General features: G+C 40.0%; 17 protein-coding genes. 10 read left to right on the top strand and 7 right to left on the bottom strand.

Annotated features, from left to right (window positions below):
* Positions 1-47: 47 nt before the first annotated feature.
* The gene (locus tag F580_RS0122140; RefSeq protein WP_019029953.1) at positions 48-1358 is read right to left on the bottom strand and encodes an efflux RND transporter periplasmic adaptor subunit; all 1311 of its coding nucleotides are present in this window, start codon (positions 1356-1358) and stop codon (positions 48-50) included.
* A gap of 281 nt (positions 1359-1639) precedes the next feature.
* Between F580_RS0122140 and F580_RS0122145 the strand changes: the two genes are divergently transcribed.
* A complete protein-coding gene (locus F580_RS0122145; protein ID WP_019029954.1) occupies positions 1640-3088 on the top strand; it encodes a sigma-54-dependent transcriptional regulator in 1449 nt (482 codons plus the stop codon).
* Positions 3078-4502 carry a sensor histidine kinase gene (locus F580_RS0122150; RefSeq protein WP_019029955.1) on the top strand — a complete coding sequence of 475 codons (1425 nt, stop codon included), beginning with the start codon at positions 3078-3080 and terminating at the stop codon, positions 4500-4502. Before F580_RS0122145 ends, F580_RS0122150 begins: the two co-directional genes overlap by 11 nt.
* 84 nt (positions 4503-4586) lie before the next feature.
* Here F580_RS0122150 and F580_RS0122155 read toward each other — a convergent pair whose 3' ends face one another.
* Positions 4587-5669: an ABC transporter substrate-binding protein gene (locus F580_RS0122155; protein WP_040357886.1), complete on the bottom strand. Its 1083-nt coding sequence runs from the start codon at positions 5667-5669 to the stop codon at positions 4587-4589.
* Between the two features lie 117 nt (positions 5670-5786).
* A complete protein-coding gene (locus F580_RS0122160; protein WP_019029957.1) occupies positions 5787-6773 on the bottom strand; it encodes a WD40 repeat domain-containing protein in 987 nt (328 codons plus the stop codon).
* A gap of 212 nt (positions 6774-6985) precedes the next feature.
* Here F580_RS0122160 and F580_RS0122165 point away from each other — a divergent pair, with 212 nt between their 5' ends.
* The 3 genes from F580_RS0122165 to F580_RS0122180 all read left to right on the top strand — a co-directional run bounded on the left by F580_RS0122165 (position 6986) and on the right by F580_RS0122180 (position 9108).
* Positions 6986-7489, top strand: a complete 504-nt coding sequence (locus F580_RS0122165; RefSeq protein WP_019029958.1) for a hypothetical protein — start codon at positions 6986-6988, stop codon at positions 7487-7489.
* 804 nt (positions 7490-8293) lie between these two features.
* Positions 8294-8629, top strand: coding sequence for a hypothetical protein (locus F580_RS25750; RefSeq protein WP_019029960.1), 336 nt, complete (start codon positions 8294-8296; stop codon positions 8627-8629).
* Positions 8630-8697: 68 nt separating this feature from the next.
* Positions 8698-9108: a PAS domain-containing protein gene (locus F580_RS0122180; RefSeq protein WP_019029961.1), complete on the top strand. Its 411-nt coding sequence runs from the start codon at positions 8698-8700 to the stop codon at positions 9106-9108.
* An 81-nt stretch (positions 9109-9189) separates the two neighbouring features.
* On the opposite strand, the gene F580_RS0122185 is transcribed toward F580_RS0122180, so the two are convergent.
* Entirely contained in the window at positions 9190-9657 is a 468-nt protein-coding gene (locus tag F580_RS0122185) for a Cd(II)/Pb(II)-responsive transcriptional regulator (RefSeq protein WP_019029962.1), read from the bottom strand.
* A 268-nt stretch (positions 9658-9925) separates the two neighbouring features.
* Here F580_RS0122185 and F580_RS0122190 point away from each other — a divergent pair, with 268 nt between their 5' ends.
* From F580_RS0122190 to F580_RS0122210, 5 genes are all read left to right on the top strand, one after another.
* Positions 9926-11371: a TolC family protein gene (locus F580_RS0122190; protein ID WP_157443218.1), complete on the top strand. Its 1446-nt coding sequence runs from the start codon at positions 9926-9928 to the stop codon at positions 11369-11371.
* A gap of 4 nt (positions 11372-11375) precedes the next feature.
* A complete protein-coding gene (locus tag F580_RS0122195) occupies positions 11376-12398 on the top strand; it encodes an efflux RND transporter periplasmic adaptor subunit (RefSeq protein WP_019029964.1) in 1023 nt (340 codons plus the stop codon).
* A gap of 9 nt (positions 12399-12407) precedes the next feature.
* A complete protein-coding gene (locus F580_RS25160) occupies positions 12408-15569 on the top strand; it encodes an efflux RND transporter permease subunit (protein WP_019029965.1) in 3162 nt (1053 codons plus the stop codon).
* A gap of 290 nt (positions 15570-15859) precedes the next feature.
* The gene (locus tag F580_RS0122205; RefSeq protein ID WP_019029966.1) at positions 15860-16729 is read left to right on the top strand and encodes a TrmB family transcriptional regulator; all 870 of its coding nucleotides are present in this window, start codon (positions 15860-15862) and stop codon (positions 16727-16729) included.
* Between the two features lie 45 nt (positions 16730-16774).
* On the top strand, positions 16775-18298 hold the full coding sequence (locus F580_RS0122210) for a serine hydrolase domain-containing protein (protein ID WP_019029967.1): 1524 nt from the start codon (positions 16775-16777) through the stop codon (positions 18296-18298).
* Here the strand turns inward: F580_RS0122210 and F580_RS0122215 are convergent, their stop codons facing one another.
* The 3 genes from F580_RS0122215 to F580_RS0122225 all read right to left on the bottom strand — a co-directional run bounded on the left by F580_RS0122215 (position 18299) and on the right by F580_RS0122225 (position 19940).
* Positions 18299-19180 (bottom strand): TIGR01777 family oxidoreductase, encoded by an 882-nt coding sequence (locus F580_RS0122215; protein ID WP_019029968.1) that lies wholly within the window; start codon positions 19178-19180, stop codon positions 18299-18301.
* A 203-nt stretch (positions 19181-19383) separates the two neighbouring features.
* Positions 19384-19749 (bottom strand): YdbL family probable chaperone protein, encoded by a 366-nt coding sequence (locus F580_RS0122220; protein WP_019029969.1) that lies wholly within the window; start codon positions 19747-19749, stop codon positions 19384-19386.
* Between the two features lie 8 nt (positions 19750-19757).
* Positions 19758-19940 carry a YnbE family lipoprotein gene (locus tag F580_RS0122225; RefSeq protein ID WP_019029970.1) on the bottom strand — a complete coding sequence of 61 codons (183 nt, stop codon included), beginning with the start codon at positions 19938-19940 and terminating at the stop codon, positions 19758-19760.
* Positions 19941-19942 lie beyond the last annotated feature (2 nt).

Genomic DNA, 19942 nt, shown 5'->3' on the forward strand with positions numbered 1-19942 from the left:
TCGTTGTTGAATCTTTCGCTATAAGTAGTTTCTTTAGCTGAACGACATTAATTAAACTTCAGTCGTTGCATATCTAGGTAACTGCTATAAGGGCTAGTAACTACTTCTTCACCAAACTCAAGCCCTTCAATAACTTCGATGAATTGGTTATTACGTCGGCCTAAGCGCACATTACGTTTCACTGCTTGGTTGCCATCAGCACTAACTACAAACAGCCACTTGCCACCGGTATCTTGATAAAAGGCACCATTGGGGATCAACATAGCTTCACTGGCATCGCCTAGGGTCAGCTTAATTTGAATGGTTTGTCCGCGGCGAATGCCTTTAGGTTGTTCTTTGACAAATTTAAAATCGACTTCAAATTGTCCGTTTTGTACTTGTGGGTACACTTTGGCAATAACCAAAGCATAATTTTTATAGTTCGCGGTTTGACCAATATCGACACGGCCTAGATAAAACTCATCGATAAAAGCGGTAAGCTTGTAATCATTAGGGGTATCTATTTGACCAAGACGCTCGCCACGAGCAATACTTTGCCCAACCTCGACATTAAAGCCAGATAAAGTACCTGCCACTGGTGCTTTGACATTCATGTTATCTAGGTTTTGACGTGAAATGGCTAAGTGACTTTCTAAACGGCTACTGGTGTCTTTTAAAAAGGCCAATTGCTCACCTTGCATACGGGCATCTGATTGCTGACTTTCAAGGGTTAACGCCAAACGATCTTTATACCAAATAAGGGTATCTTCGCTATCTTCTACTTGTGTTTTGGTAATGGCCCCAGTCGCGATCAATGATTGTGAACGCTCAACTTGGCGGGTTAACAACTTAATTTGGTGTTTAATATCGATAATATTACGCTTATGTTGCAAGCGATTTTGCTCTAGGTTTAACTCAATAGTACGCATATTATTTAGCTGCTCGGCTACGCGTGTTTCATTACCTAAAGCACTGAGTTGCAGTGATGCATTAGACAGTTCTACGATAAGGTTACCAACCGTTAAACTCGCGCCATCTTCCACCAATATTTTTTCAACTCGGCCACCTTCAATGGCATCTAAATAAACCGTTTTTGCTGGGGTGACTCGACCACGAATGGGAATGAAATCTTCAAAAACCCCTGAAATTACTTTCGACACCACGATGCGGCTATTGTCTACCGATAAAACTTTTCCTGTGCTTTTACTGGCGATCATATAAACCGCAAAAGCAACAATTAACATGATCATTAAAAGGCCTAGCCATTTTTTCATTGGGCTAGCATTAGTGGCTATTTTACGATCCATACCTGAGCCCGAAATGGCTTTCGTTACAGAAGTGAGCGGTGTGGTATTTTTTGTCTTATTTACTTGGGTCATATTAACCTGTCATTAAGAAGTATTAGCTTAAGCCAATAGATAAATTTAGTCTGCTTTAGCCTAAGTAATCCAATAATCGTTCCAACTTGTAATTAATTGTTTTTATTGTACTTTATAAAATTCAGTTAAATTAACTTTGATTAGAACTGTACGTTTATGAACACTAGGTGTACGTTAATGAACACTTTGTGCATTAGTGTTAACTAAAGTTCTATCAAAAAAAACCTAAGCACAACCTAAGCACAAACCTAATCTTAAACTGAATAAGAGGAAATTTTAGCGTGAAAAAAGAAGGTAAGATCCTCATTGTTGATGACGATGAAGATATTTTAACGGCGGGCAAGTTACTGCTAAAACGCCATTTTTCACAGATCAGTACCTGTAATGTGCCTGAGCATATTCCTCGCTTTATTAACGATCAGCATTTTGACGCTATTATCTTAGATATGAATTTTGGCCCCGGGGAAAGCTCCGGAGCCCAAGGTTTTTATTGGCTACAAAAAATATTAGAGATAAAACCAGAAAGCGTTATTATCATGATCACCGCCCACGGTGGCGTTAATGTTGCGGTTGAAGCAATGAAATTAGGCGCGACCGACTACATTGCCAAACCTTGGCAAAATGAAAAAGTTATCGCCACGGTATCAACGGCAGTATTACTGGGCAGAAGCCGCAGTGAGGCGCAATCCTTACGAGAAACCAACAAGGTCTTAGTACAAGCGAGTAATTCGGCAAGTCAGCAAAATATGCTCGGTCAATCACCCGCGATGAAACATATTCAATCTTTAATAACTCGCTCTGCGCCAACCGAAGCGAATATAATGATATTGGGTGAAAATGGCACCGGAAAAGAGCTAGTTGCTCGAGAAATTCATCAGCAAAGCACTCGCGCTCAACAAGTTTTTATGTCTGTTGATTTAGGCGCAATTAGCGAAACATTATTTGAAAGTGAGTTGTTTGGTCATAAGAAAGGTGCCTTTACCGGCGCGCAACACGATAGAGTTGGTCGCCTGCAAGCCGCAGACGGTGGTACCTTATTTTTAGATGAAATTGGTAACTTACCCCTGCATTTACAGGCTAAGTTACTCACGGTATTGGAGCAACGAAAAGTTACCCCTTTGGGCGAGAACAAAGCCATCGCGTTTAATGTCAGAGTGGTGTCTGCCACCAATTTAAAACCAGATATCCTAAAAAATGAAAAACATTTTCGTCCCGATTTATTATTTAGGCTCAATACCGTTGAAATTCAATTACCACCTTTGCGCGAACGCAGTGAGGACATAGCACTGATTGCCCGCCATTATGTCGATTTTTACGCCAAGAAATATCAACCGCAAGGTAAAAGCATTAAACAATTAAGTGTTGCAGCATTAACCGCTATTTCATCTTATAATTGGCCGGGAAATATTAGAGAGCTGCGCCACGCGATTGAACGGGCGATGATATTAAGTCAGTCTGAAATGCTGATACCGAGCGATTTTCAACTTGATTTACCTAGCCATGTTAAAGCAACGCCACCAACATCTACAGCAGAGCCAGAATTGGGCGTCACAGCCGTAACACCAAACGTCGATTTATCACCGCCCGATGAGCTCAATTTAGAGCAGATAGAAAAAAAGGCTATTGCTTTAGCACTTAAAAAACATCGATTTAATATTAGTCATACTGCCAAAGAGCTTGGTTTAACTCGCGCTGCCCTCTACCGCCGGATGGAAAAACATGGACTTTAAACGGTTTTCACTACTCGTAGCTGCCCGCACTATTTTGGCGATGTTAACGCTGATTTGTCTTACGCAAGCCGTTATACACGAAGGTTATCACGCCACTATTTTGCTATTATCGGTAGTACTCGCCTTACAATTTTTTGAAATAATACGTTTTATTTCAAAAACCAATGCTGAGTTAGTGCGCTTTTTTGATGCTGTGCGTCATGCCGATTTTTCACAGCGCTTTGAGCTGAAATCGCTTGGCACAGGCTTTGACGAATTAGGCACAACCTTCAGCGATATTTTAAAGCGTATTCAAACAGTACGTTCAAATCAAGAGGCTGAGTTACGTCATATCAAAACTATTATTGAGCATGTCCCCGTGCCGCTATTAAGCATTGAACATAGCGGTAAAATCACTTTATGGAACAACAGCGTTAGGCGTTTATTCGGCGTAAATGCGGTTACCCATATTGATGATTTGGCACAGTTTAATAAAGACTTCCCGAAAAAGTTACAAGGCATTTTAGCGGGCGATCGTACCCTGGTAAATATCACCATTGATGGCATGGAACACAAACTTATAGTCTCTGCCACTGAGATAACAACCGCGACACAACACGAAACCTTACTGAGCATGCAAGACATTCAAAGTGAACTCGCCAAAGCTCAACTACAAGCTTGGCAAGATTTGGTCAGTGTTTTAACACACGAAATAATGAACAGCATTACCCCGGTAGCATCATTGGCTAAAACAGCCGTTGACCTAGTAGAAGATGTGCAAGTAAAGACTCAGCAATTATCGGCAATGAACAATGAGCTTTCTGAAACGTTAGCTAAAAAGTTAACTGAAGAATTAGCTGAAGAGCTAGACGATGTTTTAAGTGCGGTAAAAACCGTCGCGAGAAGAAGTGACGGCTTAATGCAGTTTGTTACCAGCTATCGCCGTTTAACACGCCTGCCCTCACCTAATAAAAAAGTTGTATCCGTGACCACACTGTTTAGTCATGTAACAACGCTGGCTAAGCAAAACTGGCACCAAAGTGATATTGAGTTAACTTGCAGTATCATACCTCAAGCCTTAGATATAAACGTCGATGCAGATATGATCGAGCAAATATTACTTAATTTGTTGTTAAATGCCGAGCAAGCTCTCATACAAGTAGAGGATGAAAGAAACAAGCAAAGCTTAAAGCCACAAATTTCCCTGTATGCTTTTCTCAATGTTCGTGGTCATGTGGTCATTGAGGTTGCAGATAACGGTAAAGGTATTAAAGAAGAAAATATGTCACAAATTTTCGTGCCCTTTTTTACCACAAAAAAAGACGGCTCAGGTGTCGGTTTAGCGCTAACAAGACAAGTAATGCTAGCACATAATGGCAAAGTGGCAGTGCGTAATAATGACCATGGTGGTGCAACTTTTAGCCTTACTTTTTAGCTAGGATTTAATTGAATTTTAGAGCTATTGATACCAATTGGACTAATTAATTGATCCGTTTGGTATTACACGTTAAGAAAAATACTATTCAACCTGTTCAACCTGTTCAACCATTTGCTGCATCAAGCTATAAGAAAGTTGACTATAGGGCGGTACAAATAAATCAGCATTAAACAGGTTTGGGTAATTATCTAATAACCCTCTACTATCTAAGTTAACCGAGGCAGGCAACATAGAAAGTTCATCGACAATTCTCTGCTGAACTTTTTTATCAATGAAATAATTAGCAACGACTTCTGCAGCTGCTAGTTTTTCATTTTTAAGATCTCGTACAAAATTAATGGTATCAAGCCAAGCTAAATGCCCTTCTTCGAAATCAATTAACTGCCATTTTCCTCCTTTATCATTTTGAACTTTTATCTCTGGCCCCCAACTAGATACTATTTCAAGATTTTCGGTAAACTTGGTTGAGCTTTGCCAAAACCCGCCAGCATTATTATAAAGCTGCTTAAATTTATCGAGCAAAACCCCCTGCTTTGAAAGTAACTCTTTTAAGGCACTACGATCATTATTTTGTGCTAATTGATCTAAATAAAAAGGATGATAGTCTAGCGCTTGTAGAGTTAAACCGACGTTATACCAAAACTGTCCTTGATTTAATGAAAACTTGTTACGCCACTTAACACCCCATAAATCCTTTACTGATTTAGGTACCTCGTGCTTTTTAACCTTTTGAGTATTAACATAAAAACCATAAACACCTCCACCCCAAGGAATATACAGAGGTTTACCATTTTGCATTCCCATTGATATTTGAGTGAGTTTTGGATCCAGATTTTTATAGTTTGTTAATCGAGGAGAGTGAATATTTATTGGTTGTAGCAGTTTGGAAATCTGCTCACCATGCATTTTAATAAAAAAAAGGGTCAGGAAAGTAATATCACATTGTTTGTTTCTAATCACAGAAAACATTTGGTCAGCGTCTTCAGCTTGCGTGGTTAAAACTTCGACCTGATAGTTATAACCCTTATCTGCTAATATTTTATTTACTTGGATTATATTTTCAGTGGTCACATAACCTGGCCAAGTGAAAATCCTAAGTTTTTCTACGGCGAATAACTGAAAAGGTAAAAGTATAAGAATACTAAATAATATTAGTTTACTCACCACAGCGAGTCCCTCATTGAACACTTATTTATTCAGTATAGAAGCCCTTATAATTAAAGCTTAGATATTTCGCAGGCAAAGTCACTTCAGCTTAAGTGACTTCCTCTTCTTTTAACTTTATTTTTTGTTGTTAACAGTGGGCAACTGCCAATGTTCGAATAGGCCATCGCTATTGGTGGTAACAGCTTTATCTTGGCCTGAATAAGCAACACTAAGCACAGAAGAACGACCTCGTGTCATTGTCGATTGCCACTCAGCGATTAAGACGCCATCAGCTACCCGCCAAAGTTTGATAACTTGTTTAGGAGAGCCGGTTAACAACAGCGAATTATCGGCAGAGAATATTGAATCATTAAACTCGAAAAAACGTAAATTGGTATCTAATTCCGCCAGCACTTTTCCTGTCGATAAATCCCAAAAAGTGCGATCTTTTATCGCATCAAGGGTAAAACCAACCTTACCATCACTACTTATACTGACATGATTTACTCTTGAGCCATGAGAAAACTCATGAATATTCTCTCCTGAGTTGGTTTGCCATAACCGTGCCTTTTTATCACTGGAGCCAGTAAAGGCCACTTCGCCATCATCTGATAAACTCACTGAATTAATATTTAATCTATGCTTATCAAAAGTACTCACTTTGTTAGACTTAACATCAATGATACTGGCTTTGCCGCTGCGAAAACCTAACAATATTTTGCTGCCATCAGCAGAGATATCCATATCATTGATGATATTGCCTGCCACTGTCCACTCGCCCAGTGGTTTATGACCCTGCACCGAATATAAGCGCACCGTTACTTGATTCGACACTAAATAAAATTGATTATTTTCACTAATATCAAGCAACTCGATAAACTGCGCGTCATTGCCTGTTAAGCAATGTAATGGCGATTCCTCTTGGCTATTCTTCCATAAACAAACAGTTTTACCATCAGCAACTAAGTTTAACTGACCATCTTTAGACAATGCGGAAGCCTTGATTATGGTATCACTATGACTTAACGCTAACGCCGATTTTGAGGTATGCACTTCTTGTTGACTACAACCAAAAAGTGTTAATGCACTTAGCGCACTGATTAGCGTGATAACTTTTACCATAGTTAACTATTCCTTAATAAACTTGCGATGAGATGAGATGAGATGAGATGGGCACTATAAACGATTATTGCCTACGCAGAAAACAAATACTGGCAAAATGTAAGCAATAGATAACCCGCCTGTTACCACGTATACTCAGAGACTAATGTGTAATAAATAGCGAAGGGCAATCAGCTCTTATTATTGAATACTTGGTCACAAAGGAAGTCACCATGGAAAACATAAACTCTGCAATGACTACAGCAACACAATTTTATCCAAATGAGAGTCAGCGTCGAGCGCAAATGACATCAACCCCAGAAATTAGCGAAACTGCCATTGATTCCTCCTCACAAGATTCTGAGACTATTCAAAAAATAAATAAGCAACTACAACCAGATGAAGTAGTGTTATCCGCTGAGGCTAAATCTGCAGCAGCCGAAGAAAAAGAAGCTGAAAACAAAAAAAACATAGATGCCAGCAGCTTAAATGGTGTTATGTCTCCAGAAGAAGCTGCCGCAGCCAAAAAATCCGGTGAGAGTGATTTAGATAAAGAGATTCGTGAATTAGCGATGAAGGTACTCGAACTAAGTGTAAAAATTCAACTGCTGCAAGACAAAGAAGATAAAGAATCAGTAAAAGAGCGACGCGCATTAGAAGTGGACTTAGCGATCACAAAAGGTCAACTTGATGCCGCTATAAAGAGAAAATTAGAACAGGCAGCAGTAAGCGAATAATTTTTATTAGGGAATTAAAATGCCACAAAAATTTAATAACCTTTTCACCCTCGATTCTACGGTTAAAATCCTCCTGCTGTGTGTAATCACCCTAGGCGGTTACTTAATCTATAAATTGTATTATTTCTCTAAACAAATTAACCACAACACTGCTTATAAAATCCCAGTAAGTTTTATGATTATCACTTCGGCTATATTTAGCCTTACTTTCACCAGTTTACTTTATGGTTTATACCATTTAGATAATCCCGACATATTAGGTAACTCAATTGTCCTGCATCTTATACCAATCGGACTAATTTATTGATCACTTAGCTAGAATTAAAAGGCTTAGAGGCAAGGCATTGATTGAAGATAATGGTTATTCCCTTATCAAAATCAATAACGCTGCATGTAAGCCTTTTAAACTCGCCCTTCGGGAGCTCATTAGCAAACTGATAACATCACAAAATGAATGAAATATAGAATAACTATGTTTAATCCATTTTGTTTGTTCTAAGCTCGCTAGTGCAGCTCTAAGTTGGTCAATTAATTAATCCGTTTGGTATTATTGCCTCAATTTTCGATATCAGCTGGATTGTTATGGTGTGCAATCGAATTAACTTAATCACCGGAGCCGTTAAAGGGGGATTCTCTGTGGTTAAATCCTTTTATCACTTCAATATTTCATGTAATTTATATGCAGCATAAAATTAACCGCGCCTTAGTGAACTAATTTTAGAAATAAAAGTCTTAAAATAATTACCAGGCCGTATTCATTTATACTAAGCCTTATGGAGTTTATGAATAAAATAAAGAGAAATAATGTATAAAAGTATTATAATTTCTGTCTGTAGCATCGCCTTGATGACACTTTTATCTGGCTGTGTAATACCTGTCAGTTCAGGTTGCTCTACTGATCAACATTTTGAAGACCCTAACAGCCCCTACACAGCCAAAGGTCAAAACTGTAGCACAGCCGATGCCGCCGTATACCTAGCGAGTGCTCTATTGAAAGAAGCTCAAAAAACGCCCGATAAAGAAGCGGCAACCCATAACCCTCCGGCTAAAAATGCTAACTGTTCACACTTGGTTGGCAAATCTCAAAAGGAATGTATTCGGTTAGAAAAAGATGCCTACGATCCTTTAGATGAATTATAAGAATGGCTAATTAAATTTTACCTATTCATAAATATTGAATATACTCAAGGTTGAGCAAGGTAATTAAGGTGGCTAAAGTAGTGCTTATAGAAAACCCTCTAGATTTTATTAAAAATTCAAATATTGGCATCCACGCTGTTTCCCCCGAAGGCGTCATTAAATATGCCAATCAGCATGAATTAGATACCTTAGGTTACACTGAAGCAGAGTATGTCGGCCATCATGTCTCTGAGTTTCAATTCGACAAGACATGTTTAGATCATATGATGAGTAAATTGTCGAAATTTGAATCCTTTACCAACTTCCCTGCTATGGTATACGGCAAACAAAAAATAAAATATATTCTTTATAATTCAAGTACTTATGAAAGTCATGGCGAATTTATCCACACACGATGTTTTGGTACCGAAATATCAAAAAACGTTTATCAGGCCTGTGTACTTGAATATAAAAAATTATATACAGGTAGGCTGGGTTAGTTACTTTTTTTAAATTTAGTTGTCTTCAAGCAAACAATTGCTATAAACACTTATTAGCTCCATCATGGTGAAGTATGAGCGTTATTCATTTTCTTGCTGTAAATTCTTTAATATTTGACAATCGCCGACTTTATCATTCGGGCAAGAGGTCGCTAAGGTATGTAACGTTTGCTCTAACATCGTTAGCTCGGCAATGGTTTTTCTTACCTTAGCTAACTGTTGCTCAATCAACGCATCGACTTCCTTGCATGATGATTTTTGATCGAGTTGTACTGCAATCAGTGTCTTAATTTGTTCTAGTGGAATTTGTAGTTCCCGACAGCGACGAATAAACACCAAACGCTCAACATCGTTATTACCATATTCTCGATAGCCATTGTCATTGCGATGTGCCTCGGGCAATAAACCTATCTCTTCGTAATAGCGAATGGTCTTACTAGCAACATTGGTAACCTTGGCCAGCTGACCTATTTTGATGTAAGCCTTCATACTAGCTTTAATGTAAACCTTCAAACTCGCCTTACTGTCAGTCTTTATACTACCTTTCATAATTGAATTCATACACTTACTCATAATAGTTTAAATAACTACTTTTAACTGTTGACCTTACTGTGACTGGAAGGTTTATTATGCCGCCATTATAGCTAACGTTGGGCAGCTTTGTTAGTGAAAACACCTCAAAAATGCTCAACTTTACTCGCTACTTTAGTACCTAGCAACCATAGGAAAATACATGTTCTGGCCTTTTTCCTCGCCCACAAAGCGAGTACAACAAACGAGCTTAAGACTTAAGTCACTATCAGGCTTGGTTATATTAATGCTTAGTATAAGTTCCGCCGCACAAGCAGAAGTGCAGTCTCTCTCTACTTACGTGAAAAGTAGTAACAAGAGCACTACTGAGGTAAAAAGTAGTAACAAGGGTACGACTGATGTGAGTATTAACAATAGGAACTCAGCAGCTTCTGGTACCTTAACATTGGCTGTCGCCATTCAACGTGCGCTTAAAGAAAACCCCGCTTTTAAAGTTTTTACTTTGCGTCAAGCAGCCATAAATGGCCAACAACAAACGCAAGCGCTAGCACCCGGTTATCAGTTAGCGTTTGAAGCAGAAAATTTTGCCGGCAGCGGTGAGTTAAAAGGCTTTGCTGGCGCCGAGTTTACCGTGTCTTTATCGTCCGTTATTGAAATGGGTGGTAAGCGTGATGCACGTCGTGATTTGGGAACTCATAGAAGTGCTATGTTAGCTGCTGAACGGAAAATTACCGCCTTAACGCTATTGGCTGAGGTTACTCGCCGCTATATTAATGTACTGGCCGGCCAAGAAAGTTTGCTGTTGGCCTTTGATGCAACAAGCTTGGCAGAAGAGACTTTATTGGCCGTTGAAAAGCGTGCCAAAGCGGGCTCTACGCCAAAGGCTGAAATAAAACGTGCCATGGCCGCCGTTGGTAATGCTCGCTTAAGCGCGTCATCTAAGCAGCAAAAATTTGTAGCTGCGAAAATGTCCTTAGCCCTATTATGGAATGAAAAGTGGAATGAAAGCTGGAATGAAAAGTGGAATGAAAGTTCGAATAACAGTTCACCGACATTTAACACCGTCGCCGGAAATCTATATCACTTTTCACCAGATGTCGCTTTTGAACAACTCTATGCCAAAATCCAGAAAAACCCTGCCCTGCTCGCCTTTGCCAGTGAAGAGCGTCTTAAAAACGCACAATTACGTTTAGCCAAAAGCCAATCAAGTACCGATATTCAGTGGACTCTTGGCGTAAAGCAACTACAAGATGTCGGTGATACCGCCCTTGTTGCCGGCTTTAGCATGCCGTTGTTTAGCTCAAGCAATAATGATGGCGCCATTCTTAGCGCACAAGCTGAGCGAGATGAGGTACAAGCAAGAAAAACCACCGCTTTGCTGCAGTTACATAACCAATTACAACAGGCCTATTCGAGTCGACAACAAGCTATTTACACCGCGAATCGCTTAAGAGAAACCATTATTCCGCTGCTTGAAGCAGCGCTTACTGAAACACAAATAGCCTATCAACGTGGCCTTTATAGTTATCTAGATTATTTAAACGCCAGACAAGAATTACTACTGGCTAGGCGCGCACTGATTAAGTCAGCCACCGCGGCGCTGCATTTTGGCGCAGACATAGAACAGTTGATAGCCGAGCCTCTACCCGCCTCACAGCATTTTGCACAATACGGTAGGCAACACCTTCAACAACAAACGTCATTCTCAAGTAACCGCTTTACCCAAGGATAATCTAATGAACAATCACTTTTTAGCTAACAATTTAAAGAACGGTGTCTTACTGGTTGCTTTATTACTTACCCTGCCCTTCACCCTAACAAGTTATGCGACTTCCCCTGTAGTTACGCATGGAAATAGCCATGCAGATAAAAAAGTTGCTGAACATGCTGGCGAGCACGAAGACGATCATACTGACGAACACGCTGAAACACAGGGCGATGAACATGGCGAAGAGGGTCATATAGAAATATCTGCCGAGATGATGAAAACTGTCGGTATTACTTGCCAAACAGCAAACCCTGGTGAAATAAAACAGCGTTTAACCTTATATGGCACATTAACAACTGAGCCAAGTTCAGTCAGTCAAGTTCGAGCACGCTTCGCCGGTATGATTACTAAACTGACGGTAAATGTCGGCGATAAAGTAAAAAAAGGTCAACTTATTGCTGAAATAGAATCTAATAATAGTTTAATGCGCTATAGCGTTTATGCCGCTATTTCAGGCATGGTTACTAAGCGTAATGCCAATCCAGGTGAATTAGCCAATCAGCAGGTATTAGTGACCATTGAAGATCATCAAAAGTTATGGCTTGAGTTGCAAGTATTTGCCACTCAACAATCCAAAGTAGCTATAGGTCAATCCGTGTCTATTAGCAGAGAGCAACAATTTACTGACTCCGCTATTAGCCAGCTCTTACCTAGCTCAAAAAATAGCCCTTTCATTATTGCCAGAGTGCCACTCGATAATACTCAAGGTAACTGGTTTGCCGGTAATTTGCTCAAAGGCGCTGTTGTTATTAACAAAAAATCGGTGCCACTAGTGATTGATAACCACGCCATTCAAGTGATGAAGGGTAAAAAGGTAATATTTATCAAAAATGACCATGGCTTTGAAGTGCGAGAAGTTAGCTTAGGGCTTAGCGATGGTCAGTTCTCTCAAGTATTATCCGGGCTAAATCAAGGCGAGAGCTACGGTGTTAAAAACAGCTATTTACTCAAAGCTGAGCTAGAGAAATCTAGTGCTGCGCATCACCACTAGGACTCACTTATGATTGAATCACTTTTACGCTTCTCCATTGCCAAACGTTGGCTAATTATTTCTTTAACATTGCTGCTAATGGCCGCTGGTTATTGGAGTTATCAAAAACTGCCTATTGATGCCGTCCCTGATATCACCAATGTGCAAGTACAAATTAATACCCGTGCTGATGGTTATTCACCGTTAGAAACTGAGCAACGCATTACTTATACCGTAGAAAATGCTTTAAAGGGTTTACCAAATTTATCCTATACCCGCTCATTGTCACGGTATGGTTTATCACAAGTTACGGTAGTTTTTTCTGAAGGCACTGATTTATATTTTGCTCGCAGTTTAATTAACGAACGTCTCAATGCCATCAAGGGTAAATTGCCTGCCGGTTTATCGCCAACAATGGGGCCTGTATCGACCGGCCTTGGCGAGATATTTATGTATACCCTAGATGCGGATCCTGATGCCAGACAAACCAATGGTAAGCCTTATGATGCCACCGCCCTTAGAGAAATACAGGACTGGATTATTAAACCGCAACTCGCTTTAGTAAAAGGTGTGACCGAAGTAAACACTATCGGCGGTTTTGATAAGCAATATCACATCACCCCATCGCCGAGAAAAATGCTTGAATTTGACCTTTCTTTCGCTGATATACAAAGCGCAATAGCGGCCAATAACAGTAATCGTGGTGCCGGTTATATTGAAAGTAATGGCCAACAGCTGACGGTTAGATCGCCCGGACAACTGAAAACCATTACGGATATTGAACAAGTAGTCATAAAAATATTTACCACAAATAATGGTAAAAAGATTAGCAATACGCCAATCAAAGTAAGTGATATTGCTGAAGTTGCCATAGGAAAAGCCCTGCGCACAGGCGCTGCTACCCACAATGGTAAAGAAACTGTGCTCGGCGCTGCCATGATGTTAGTTGGCGAGAACGCAAGAGAAGTATCCTTAGCGGTTGCTAAAAAGTTAGCGCAAGTACAAAGCTCTTTACCTCAAGGGGTCACAATAACCGCTGTTTATGACAGAACCACCCTAGTGGATAAAGCCATTGCCACAGTACAAAAGAACCTAGTCGAAGGCGCTTTATTGGTCATCGTGGTGTTATTACTATTATTAGGTAACGTTAGAGCGGCGTTAATTACCGCCGCGGTTATTCCACTAACCATGCTCGCAACCATTACAGGTATGGTACAAGCGGGCGTTTCAGCAAACTTAATGAGTTTAGGCGCATTAGATTTTGGTTTAATCGTCGATGGCGCGGTCATTATTGTTGAAAATACTACCCGCCGCCTAGCTGAGGCACAGCGTCATAACGGCGCGAGATTAGCACTAAAAGATAGGCTACATGTGGTTTTTCAAGCCACCAATGAAGTGATAAGGCCAAGCATCTTCGGCGTAATTATTATTACTGTGGTTTATATCCCACTCTTTTCATTAACCGGCGTAGAAGGCAAGATGTTCCAACCGATGGCGGCTACTGTCGTTATTGCCTTGTTGTCTGCCTTAGTTTTATCGGTGACTTTAGTCCCTGCGGCTATTGCCTTATTTATGACTGGCGATATTAGCGATAAAGAAAGTCTGGTGATAAAAGTCAGTAAGTCACTCTATAAACCGTTATTAATTTTAGCGATGAAAGTGCGTTGGTTAGTGCTTTCACTGGCAACGATACTGGTAGTGTTGTGTGCTTGGCTGGCAACAACTTTAGGCTCAGAGTTTATTCCACAACTGAACGAAGAAGATATTTTACTGCAAGCACTACGAATTCCTGGCACCGGTATTGAACAAGCGGTTGAGATGCAAAAACACCTTGAGTTGAACATTAGTCAATTCCCGCAAGTAGTGAATGTATTTTCAAAAATAGGCACACCAGAAATAGCCAATGATCCTATGCCACCTAATATTGCCGATACCTTTATTATGTTAAAACCACGCAGTGAGTGGCCTGATCCGAGTTTAACTCATAGTGAATTAGCCGCTGAGATCCTGGCTAAAGTAGCCAAGCTGCCAGGTAATAATTTCGAATTAACCCAGCCCATTGAAATGCGTTTTAACGAGCTGATTTCTGGAGTTAGGGCGGATTTAGGCATTAAAGTCATCGGTGATGATTTAGGGCAGTTATTAACCTCGGCCAATGCCATTCGTGAAGTGCTTGAACAAATTGATGGTGCTAGCGATATTCAAGTTGAACAAGTGACTGGCTTACCTATGTTGTCAGTAGTGCCAAAGCGCGAAGCCTTGGCTCGTTATGGATTAACAATTCAACAGGTACAAGATATCGTCGCAACGGCGATTGGCGGTGAAAATGTCGGGCTTATTTTTGAGGGCGATCGTCGTTTCAATATCGTAGTGAGATTACCAGAGCCCATCAGGCGTGATATTAATAAACTCGCAGAGCTGCCGATTTCTTTAGCAACTGGCGGTTATGTGCCTTTATCTGAGGTGGCAACACTCGACATATCGCCAGCGCCAAACCAAATTAGCCGAGAAAATGGTAAAAGACGCATAGTGGTTACCGCTAATGTTCGCGGTAAAGATCTCGGCAGTTTTGTTAACGAAGTGAAAGCTAAAGTGAGTCAGGAGGTTGAAATTCCCGCTGGCTATTGGCTTGAATATGGCGGTACCTTTGAGCAGCTTGAATCGGCTAGTCAACGTTTATCCATTGTCTTACCACTGACACTAGCACTGATTTTTGCACTGTTAATCATGGCGTTTAGTTCAGTTAAAGATGCGGCAATCATTTTCACTGGTATACCATTGGCACTCACCGGTGGCGTGATTTCATTATGGCTGCGCGATATGCCACTGTCTATTTCTGCCGGTGTCGGTTTTATTGCCCTATCAGGCGTAGCGGTATTAAACGGCTTAGTGATGTTGGCCTTTATCAGGGAGCTTTGTAAAGAACGCACTGAGTTAGTTTCAGCGATAATAGATGGCGCTATGATCAGACTAAGACCGGTATTGATGACGGCTTTAGTGGCGGGATTAGGTTTTGTGCCTATGGCACTTAACGTGGGTACTGGCGCAGAAGTACAGCGTCCTTTAGCGACAGTAGTGATTGGCGGTATCATGTCATCAACGTTACTGACGTTATTGGTATTACCGCTGCTGTACCATATTGTCCATGAGCGTAGTTTTAACAAAAATCTGCTTAAAATGAACTCTGCTTAAGAGATAGTGATATCAGTTTTATGATTCAGTGCGCTTGGTATCAGTTCACTGCTATACACGGCAGAACGATACTTTTAAATATTCCTTAATAAAAGGCCTTATCAAATGAATAATTGATAAGGCCTTTCTTTTTAATTCCCTCAAAAATAAAATGCTCCTGTCAGTGAAATCAACATCTATCGCTGATTTTTAAATCTCTTGTTACAAAGCCCAGTGATAAAAATATTGCTTAACCATAATAAAAAGAATTATAGTAGTATCACTAGCTACTACTATATTAAAGTCATAAAATGAGTAAAAATAATCAAAGCCAATACCAAGCGCTAACTAGCCAATTAAGTCAATTAGGCTTTACCCAGCTAGAAAGTGAAGTGTACTTACACTTGTTGATCAACGGTGACAGTACTGGCTATGCCGTAGCCAAAGGCATTGGTAAAGCCGTGGCGAATGTTTATAAAGCAGTAGAAGGTTTATCAAATAAAGGCGCGGTCGAGATCACTGTCGGCGATAGTAAAATTTGCCATGCCGCACCTTGGCAGCAAGTTTTAACCAGTGCGCAATCACGCTTTGCAGAAAATATTTCGGAATTAGAACAGCAGCTAAAACAGCTACCCGCCCAACAAGACGATGAAAATGTTTACCAATTAAAAAATACCGAGCAAGTACTGACGACAGCAAAATTAATGATAGAGCAAGCTAGCTCAATCATAGTGGCAGAGCTAAAGCCCGAAGCGGCTAAATACTTTGCCTTGCTATTAGAGCAAGCAGTAAGCCGGGGTGTTGAGGTGCGCGTTAAGGTTTATCAAACCATAAGTATTAAAGGTGCAAAAATAACACTGAGACAAAAGGGTGAGCAAGTCTACGCAAAAACTGACCATAGCTCTTTTAAGTTTTGCGCTGATGGACGGGAGTCATTAACGGCCATATTAACCGCAGATTTTGTTAACGTTATTCAAGCGTTTAAATCAAAAAGTGCACTGATCTGTATGGAAATGTATTGCGGGCTAATTTATGAGCTTATTCTTACCGACTTAAAACAAGCTATTCCTGCTGGCGATATTAAACGTTGCCAACAAATCTTGGATGAAACAGAACATTTACATCCTTTTTCTACTGAAAACAATGTATTTACTAATTTTAAATCTCGTTATCAACAATAAAAAACCAACAATAAAAAACTAAAGGCTCAATACAAGGAAATTACAATGATTAAAATGACTTATCTAGCCCTATTAACCTCGGTAGTTGCCACTAGTTCCATGCACAACGCGCAAGCCACAGACTTTTCAGCGCTGACAAAATTTGTCGAGCAAGCAAAAGTAACGACAGAATTACCTTCAGGCACCGCTATTGCCATTATCAAAGACGGTAAAATTATCTATCAACAGAACTTTGGCTATAGCGATATTGCCAAGAAAAAACAAGTGACTAAAGACACCGCTTTTTATGTTGCCTCTACAACTAAACCCTTTTATGCCTTAAGCACGTTAATCGATATTGATAATAATGAATTAAAAGCAACCGATACCCTAGCGAGCTTATTTCCCCAAGGATCATTTAAGCAATTATCTGCTGAAGTACTCAACCAAGTGACTGTACAAGATTTACTGGTACATGGCTCGGGTATAGATAATGAAGATCTTGGCTGGGCAGTTGCCTATACCGGCATTCATGATTTATCCAGTCGCAAACAGATGCTTTTTGAGCAAACCAAACTTCTTGAAGAAACTAAACATGGTGAATTTGATTACACTAATTTTGGCTATAACCTGTTGAGTGTCTGGTCAGACGCCAATAATAAGATTACTTGGCAAGAAAAAATACAAAACAATGTGTTCACGCCGTTAGGTATGAGACACACCAGTTCAGTAATGTCGACAGCGAGACAAAAACAGTGGGATGTGGCCAAACCCTACTCTTTTATCAATTCTATTGAACATAAAAAAACTGAACCGCTTTATCTAGAGAAAGTTGATAACACCATGCACTCAGCCGGTGGCATGGTGACTTCGGCAAGTGACATGGCACAGATGGTAATTGCCCAGCTCAATCAAGGTAAAATTAATGGCAAGCAAGTTATTCCAGCGAGCATAATCGCCACCTCACAGAGCCAACAAATAATAGCAGAGGGTAAATATGATGACTTTATTCGTGATGGTTATGCTTGGGGTTGGTTTACCGGTGATTATCATGGCGAGCGTATGTTACATCACTTAGGTGGCTTTGCTGGTACCCATGCACTTATCTCATTTATGCCTGAAAAAAATATTGGTCTAGTAGTACTTAATAACGAGGACTTTATTAGCCGACGTATTACCAGGGCAATTAGTCATATTGCTTATTCGATATTATTAGGACAATCTGACGGCACGGTTGAAGCTCAATCAGGTTTAGAAAACGTGACCTCGGTCTCAGAAAAACTGCCGACCATGCTAGCCAAACATAAAGCTAAATTAGCCAGTAGAAAGTGGCAATTATCTAATGATAAAAAGGACTATCGCGGCAAGTACACTCACCCAACATTAGGCAACATTGAAATCAGTCTTGATGATGAAGGAAACTTCGCGCTAACTTGGGGCCAACTGAAAACCTCAGCATTAGCATTTACCAAACCTAACTCTATCCGTACAGAGTTTGTTATGTTTAATGGCAATATGCTGCAGTTTAACCAAATCGATAATCAAATTGCCAGCTTAAATTACGACGGTAATACCTTTATAAAGCAATAGTTAGAGTAAATCCGTAAGAGCATGTTTAAGGTTACTGTGATTAAAGTCAAACTCATGGTTAAGCAGCTTTTGCGGGAAAACATTTTGACTGGTGAGTAATAACTCAGCACCTTGGCCCATCAAAATATTGAGCATAAATTCCGGTACAGTAAAGAAAGTGGCTCGATTAAATTGCTCGCCTAAGGTTTTAGTAAAATCAGCATTGGTTAAGGCATGGGGTGAAGTGCAATTTATAGCTCCCTCAATTTTCTCATTGAGTATAGAAAATTGAATGGCGTGCACCATATCCTCGATATGTATCCACGACATAACTTGTTGACCATCACCAAGCTTGCCTCCTAAACCTAAAGAAAATGGCAATCGCATTTTGCTCAGTGCGCCGCCATCATTAGCCAAAACGACACCGGTGCGTAACAGTACTACTCGGCAATGCTCACGCGCCTTTAACGCAATGTCCTCCCACTTTTTACATAATGAATGGGCGAAGTCCGCTTGTTTTACTTTTGCGTCTTCAAAGGTGGAAACATTACCGGTTTCGCCATAATAACCTATGGCTGAGCCACTAATTAAACAACTAGGCTTAAATTTAGCCCGCTCAATCATGGCAACAACTTGCTCAGTTATTTGCCAACGACTTTGACAAATTTTTTCTTTTTGCTTTTCGGTCCAACGTCTATCAACGATAGGCTCACCGGCAAGATTAATGATCACCTCATAGTGATTTTGATCCGGTAATTCCTCAATAAAATCAACGCCTGTTGGAAGGCACCTTGCTGCCTTTTGACTATTGCGTGTTAACACGGTGAATTGATAGGGCTGCTGAAATGAGTTGATAAAGTGCCGGCCAATTAAGCCAGTGCCGCCCGTTATTAAGATTTTCATCTTTGCTCCCACCATGATCGATAACACATTAATTCTTTAATAATAGTAGTAAACATCGAAGCGTTTTATAAACCTAGAAGCAGGTATTTTGCCAAAGAAATTAAAACTATTAGCAGGGATTGATAAACAAGCACAAAAAAGCCGTAAGACTTAACAAGTATTACGGCTTTAGTTATTTTATTACTTAACCTCAACTAAAAAAGTTATTTCTTAACCCATTGACCTGAGGCGTTTTTAATAAAATGTCCTGATTGGGTTTTTCCGATAGCTTTCTCACCAGCTAGCTTAGTCATTTGTTGCATGGTGATTTTGTTTTTCCGCGCTAGATTGAGATAAATATCTTTACGCTTTTTATTTACCATCTCAACTAAGCTACTTGCTTCACTACTTGCCACAACGACACCTAAATATCCATTAGGCATTTCACCAACAAGGCCTTGCTGTTTTGCTTGATCAATGGATATCGCCCATGCCGAAAAGGCCATAGTAGAGGCAACAAGTACCAGGCTTACTTTCTTAATTAATCGCTTAAGTGAGTGCTTGGTTGTCTGCATTATTAATTTTTTCATCATTACTCCTAAAAAATATCACTATCATCACTGAAAATATCATCGAGCTCTTTATCTACTTTCACTCGAATTTCATGATCAATTTTGAGATTTAAATTAATGGTGATTGGCTCTTTAGCACTCACTTCAACTCTGTGGGTACAAGCGGTAATTAAAAAAGCCGCTAGCAGCGCTGCCAGTATTTTATCCATAA

It is taken from the genome of Colwellia piezophila ATCC BAA-637 (assembly GCF_000378625.1).
Classification (GTDB): Bacteria; Pseudomonadota; Gammaproteobacteria; order Enterobacterales; family Alteromonadaceae; genus Colwellia; species Colwellia piezophila.

Coding starts and splice junctions, on each gene's coding strand:
- F580_RS0122140 (WP_019029953.1), bottom strand. CDS start 1,358: ATGACCCAAGTAAATAAGACAAAAAATACCACACCGCTCACTTCTGTA.
- F580_RS0122150 (WP_019029955.1), top strand. CDS start 3,078: ATGGACTTTAAACGGTTTTCACTACTCGTAGCTGCCCGCACTATTTTG.
- F580_RS0122160 (WP_019029957.1), bottom strand. CDS start 6,773: ATGGTAAAAGTTATCACGCTAATCAGTGCGCTAAGTGCATTAACACTT.
- F580_RS0122165 (WP_019029958.1), top strand. CDS start 6,986: ATGGAAAACATAAACTCTGCAATGACTACAGCAACACAATTTTATCCA.
- F580_RS25750 (WP_019029960.1), top strand. CDS start 8,294: ATGTATAAAAGTATTATAATTTCTGTCTGTAGCATCGCCTTGATGACA.
- F580_RS0122185 (WP_019029962.1), bottom strand. CDS start 9,657: ATGAAAGGTAGTATAAAGACTGACAGTAAGGCGAGTTTGAAGGTTTAC.
- F580_RS0122190 (WP_157443218.1), top strand. CDS start 9,926: ATGCTTAGTATAAGTTCCGCCGCACAAGCAGAAGTGCAGTCTCTCTCT.
- F580_RS0122195 (WP_019029964.1), top strand. CDS start 11,376: ATGAACAATCACTTTTTAGCTAACAATTTAAAGAACGGTGTCTTACTG.
- F580_RS25160 (WP_019029965.1), top strand. CDS start 12,408: ATGATTGAATCACTTTTACGCTTCTCCATTGCCAAACGTTGGCTAATT.
- F580_RS0122205 (WP_019029966.1), top strand. CDS start 15,860: ATGAGTAAAAATAATCAAAGCCAATACCAAGCGCTAACTAGCCAATTA.
- F580_RS0122210 (WP_019029967.1), top strand. CDS start 16,775: ATGATTAAAATGACTTATCTAGCCCTATTAACCTCGGTAGTTGCCACT.
- F580_RS0122215 (WP_019029968.1), bottom strand. CDS start 19,180: ATGAAAATCTTAATAACGGGCGGCACTGGCTTAATTGGCCGGCACTTT.
- F580_RS0122220 (WP_019029969.1), bottom strand. CDS start 19,749: ATGAAAAAATTAATAATGCAGACAACCAAGCACTCACTTAAGCGATTA.
- F580_RS0122225 (WP_019029970.1), bottom strand. CDS start 19,940: ATGGATAAAATACTGGCAGCGCTGCTAGCGGCTTTTTTAATTACCGCT.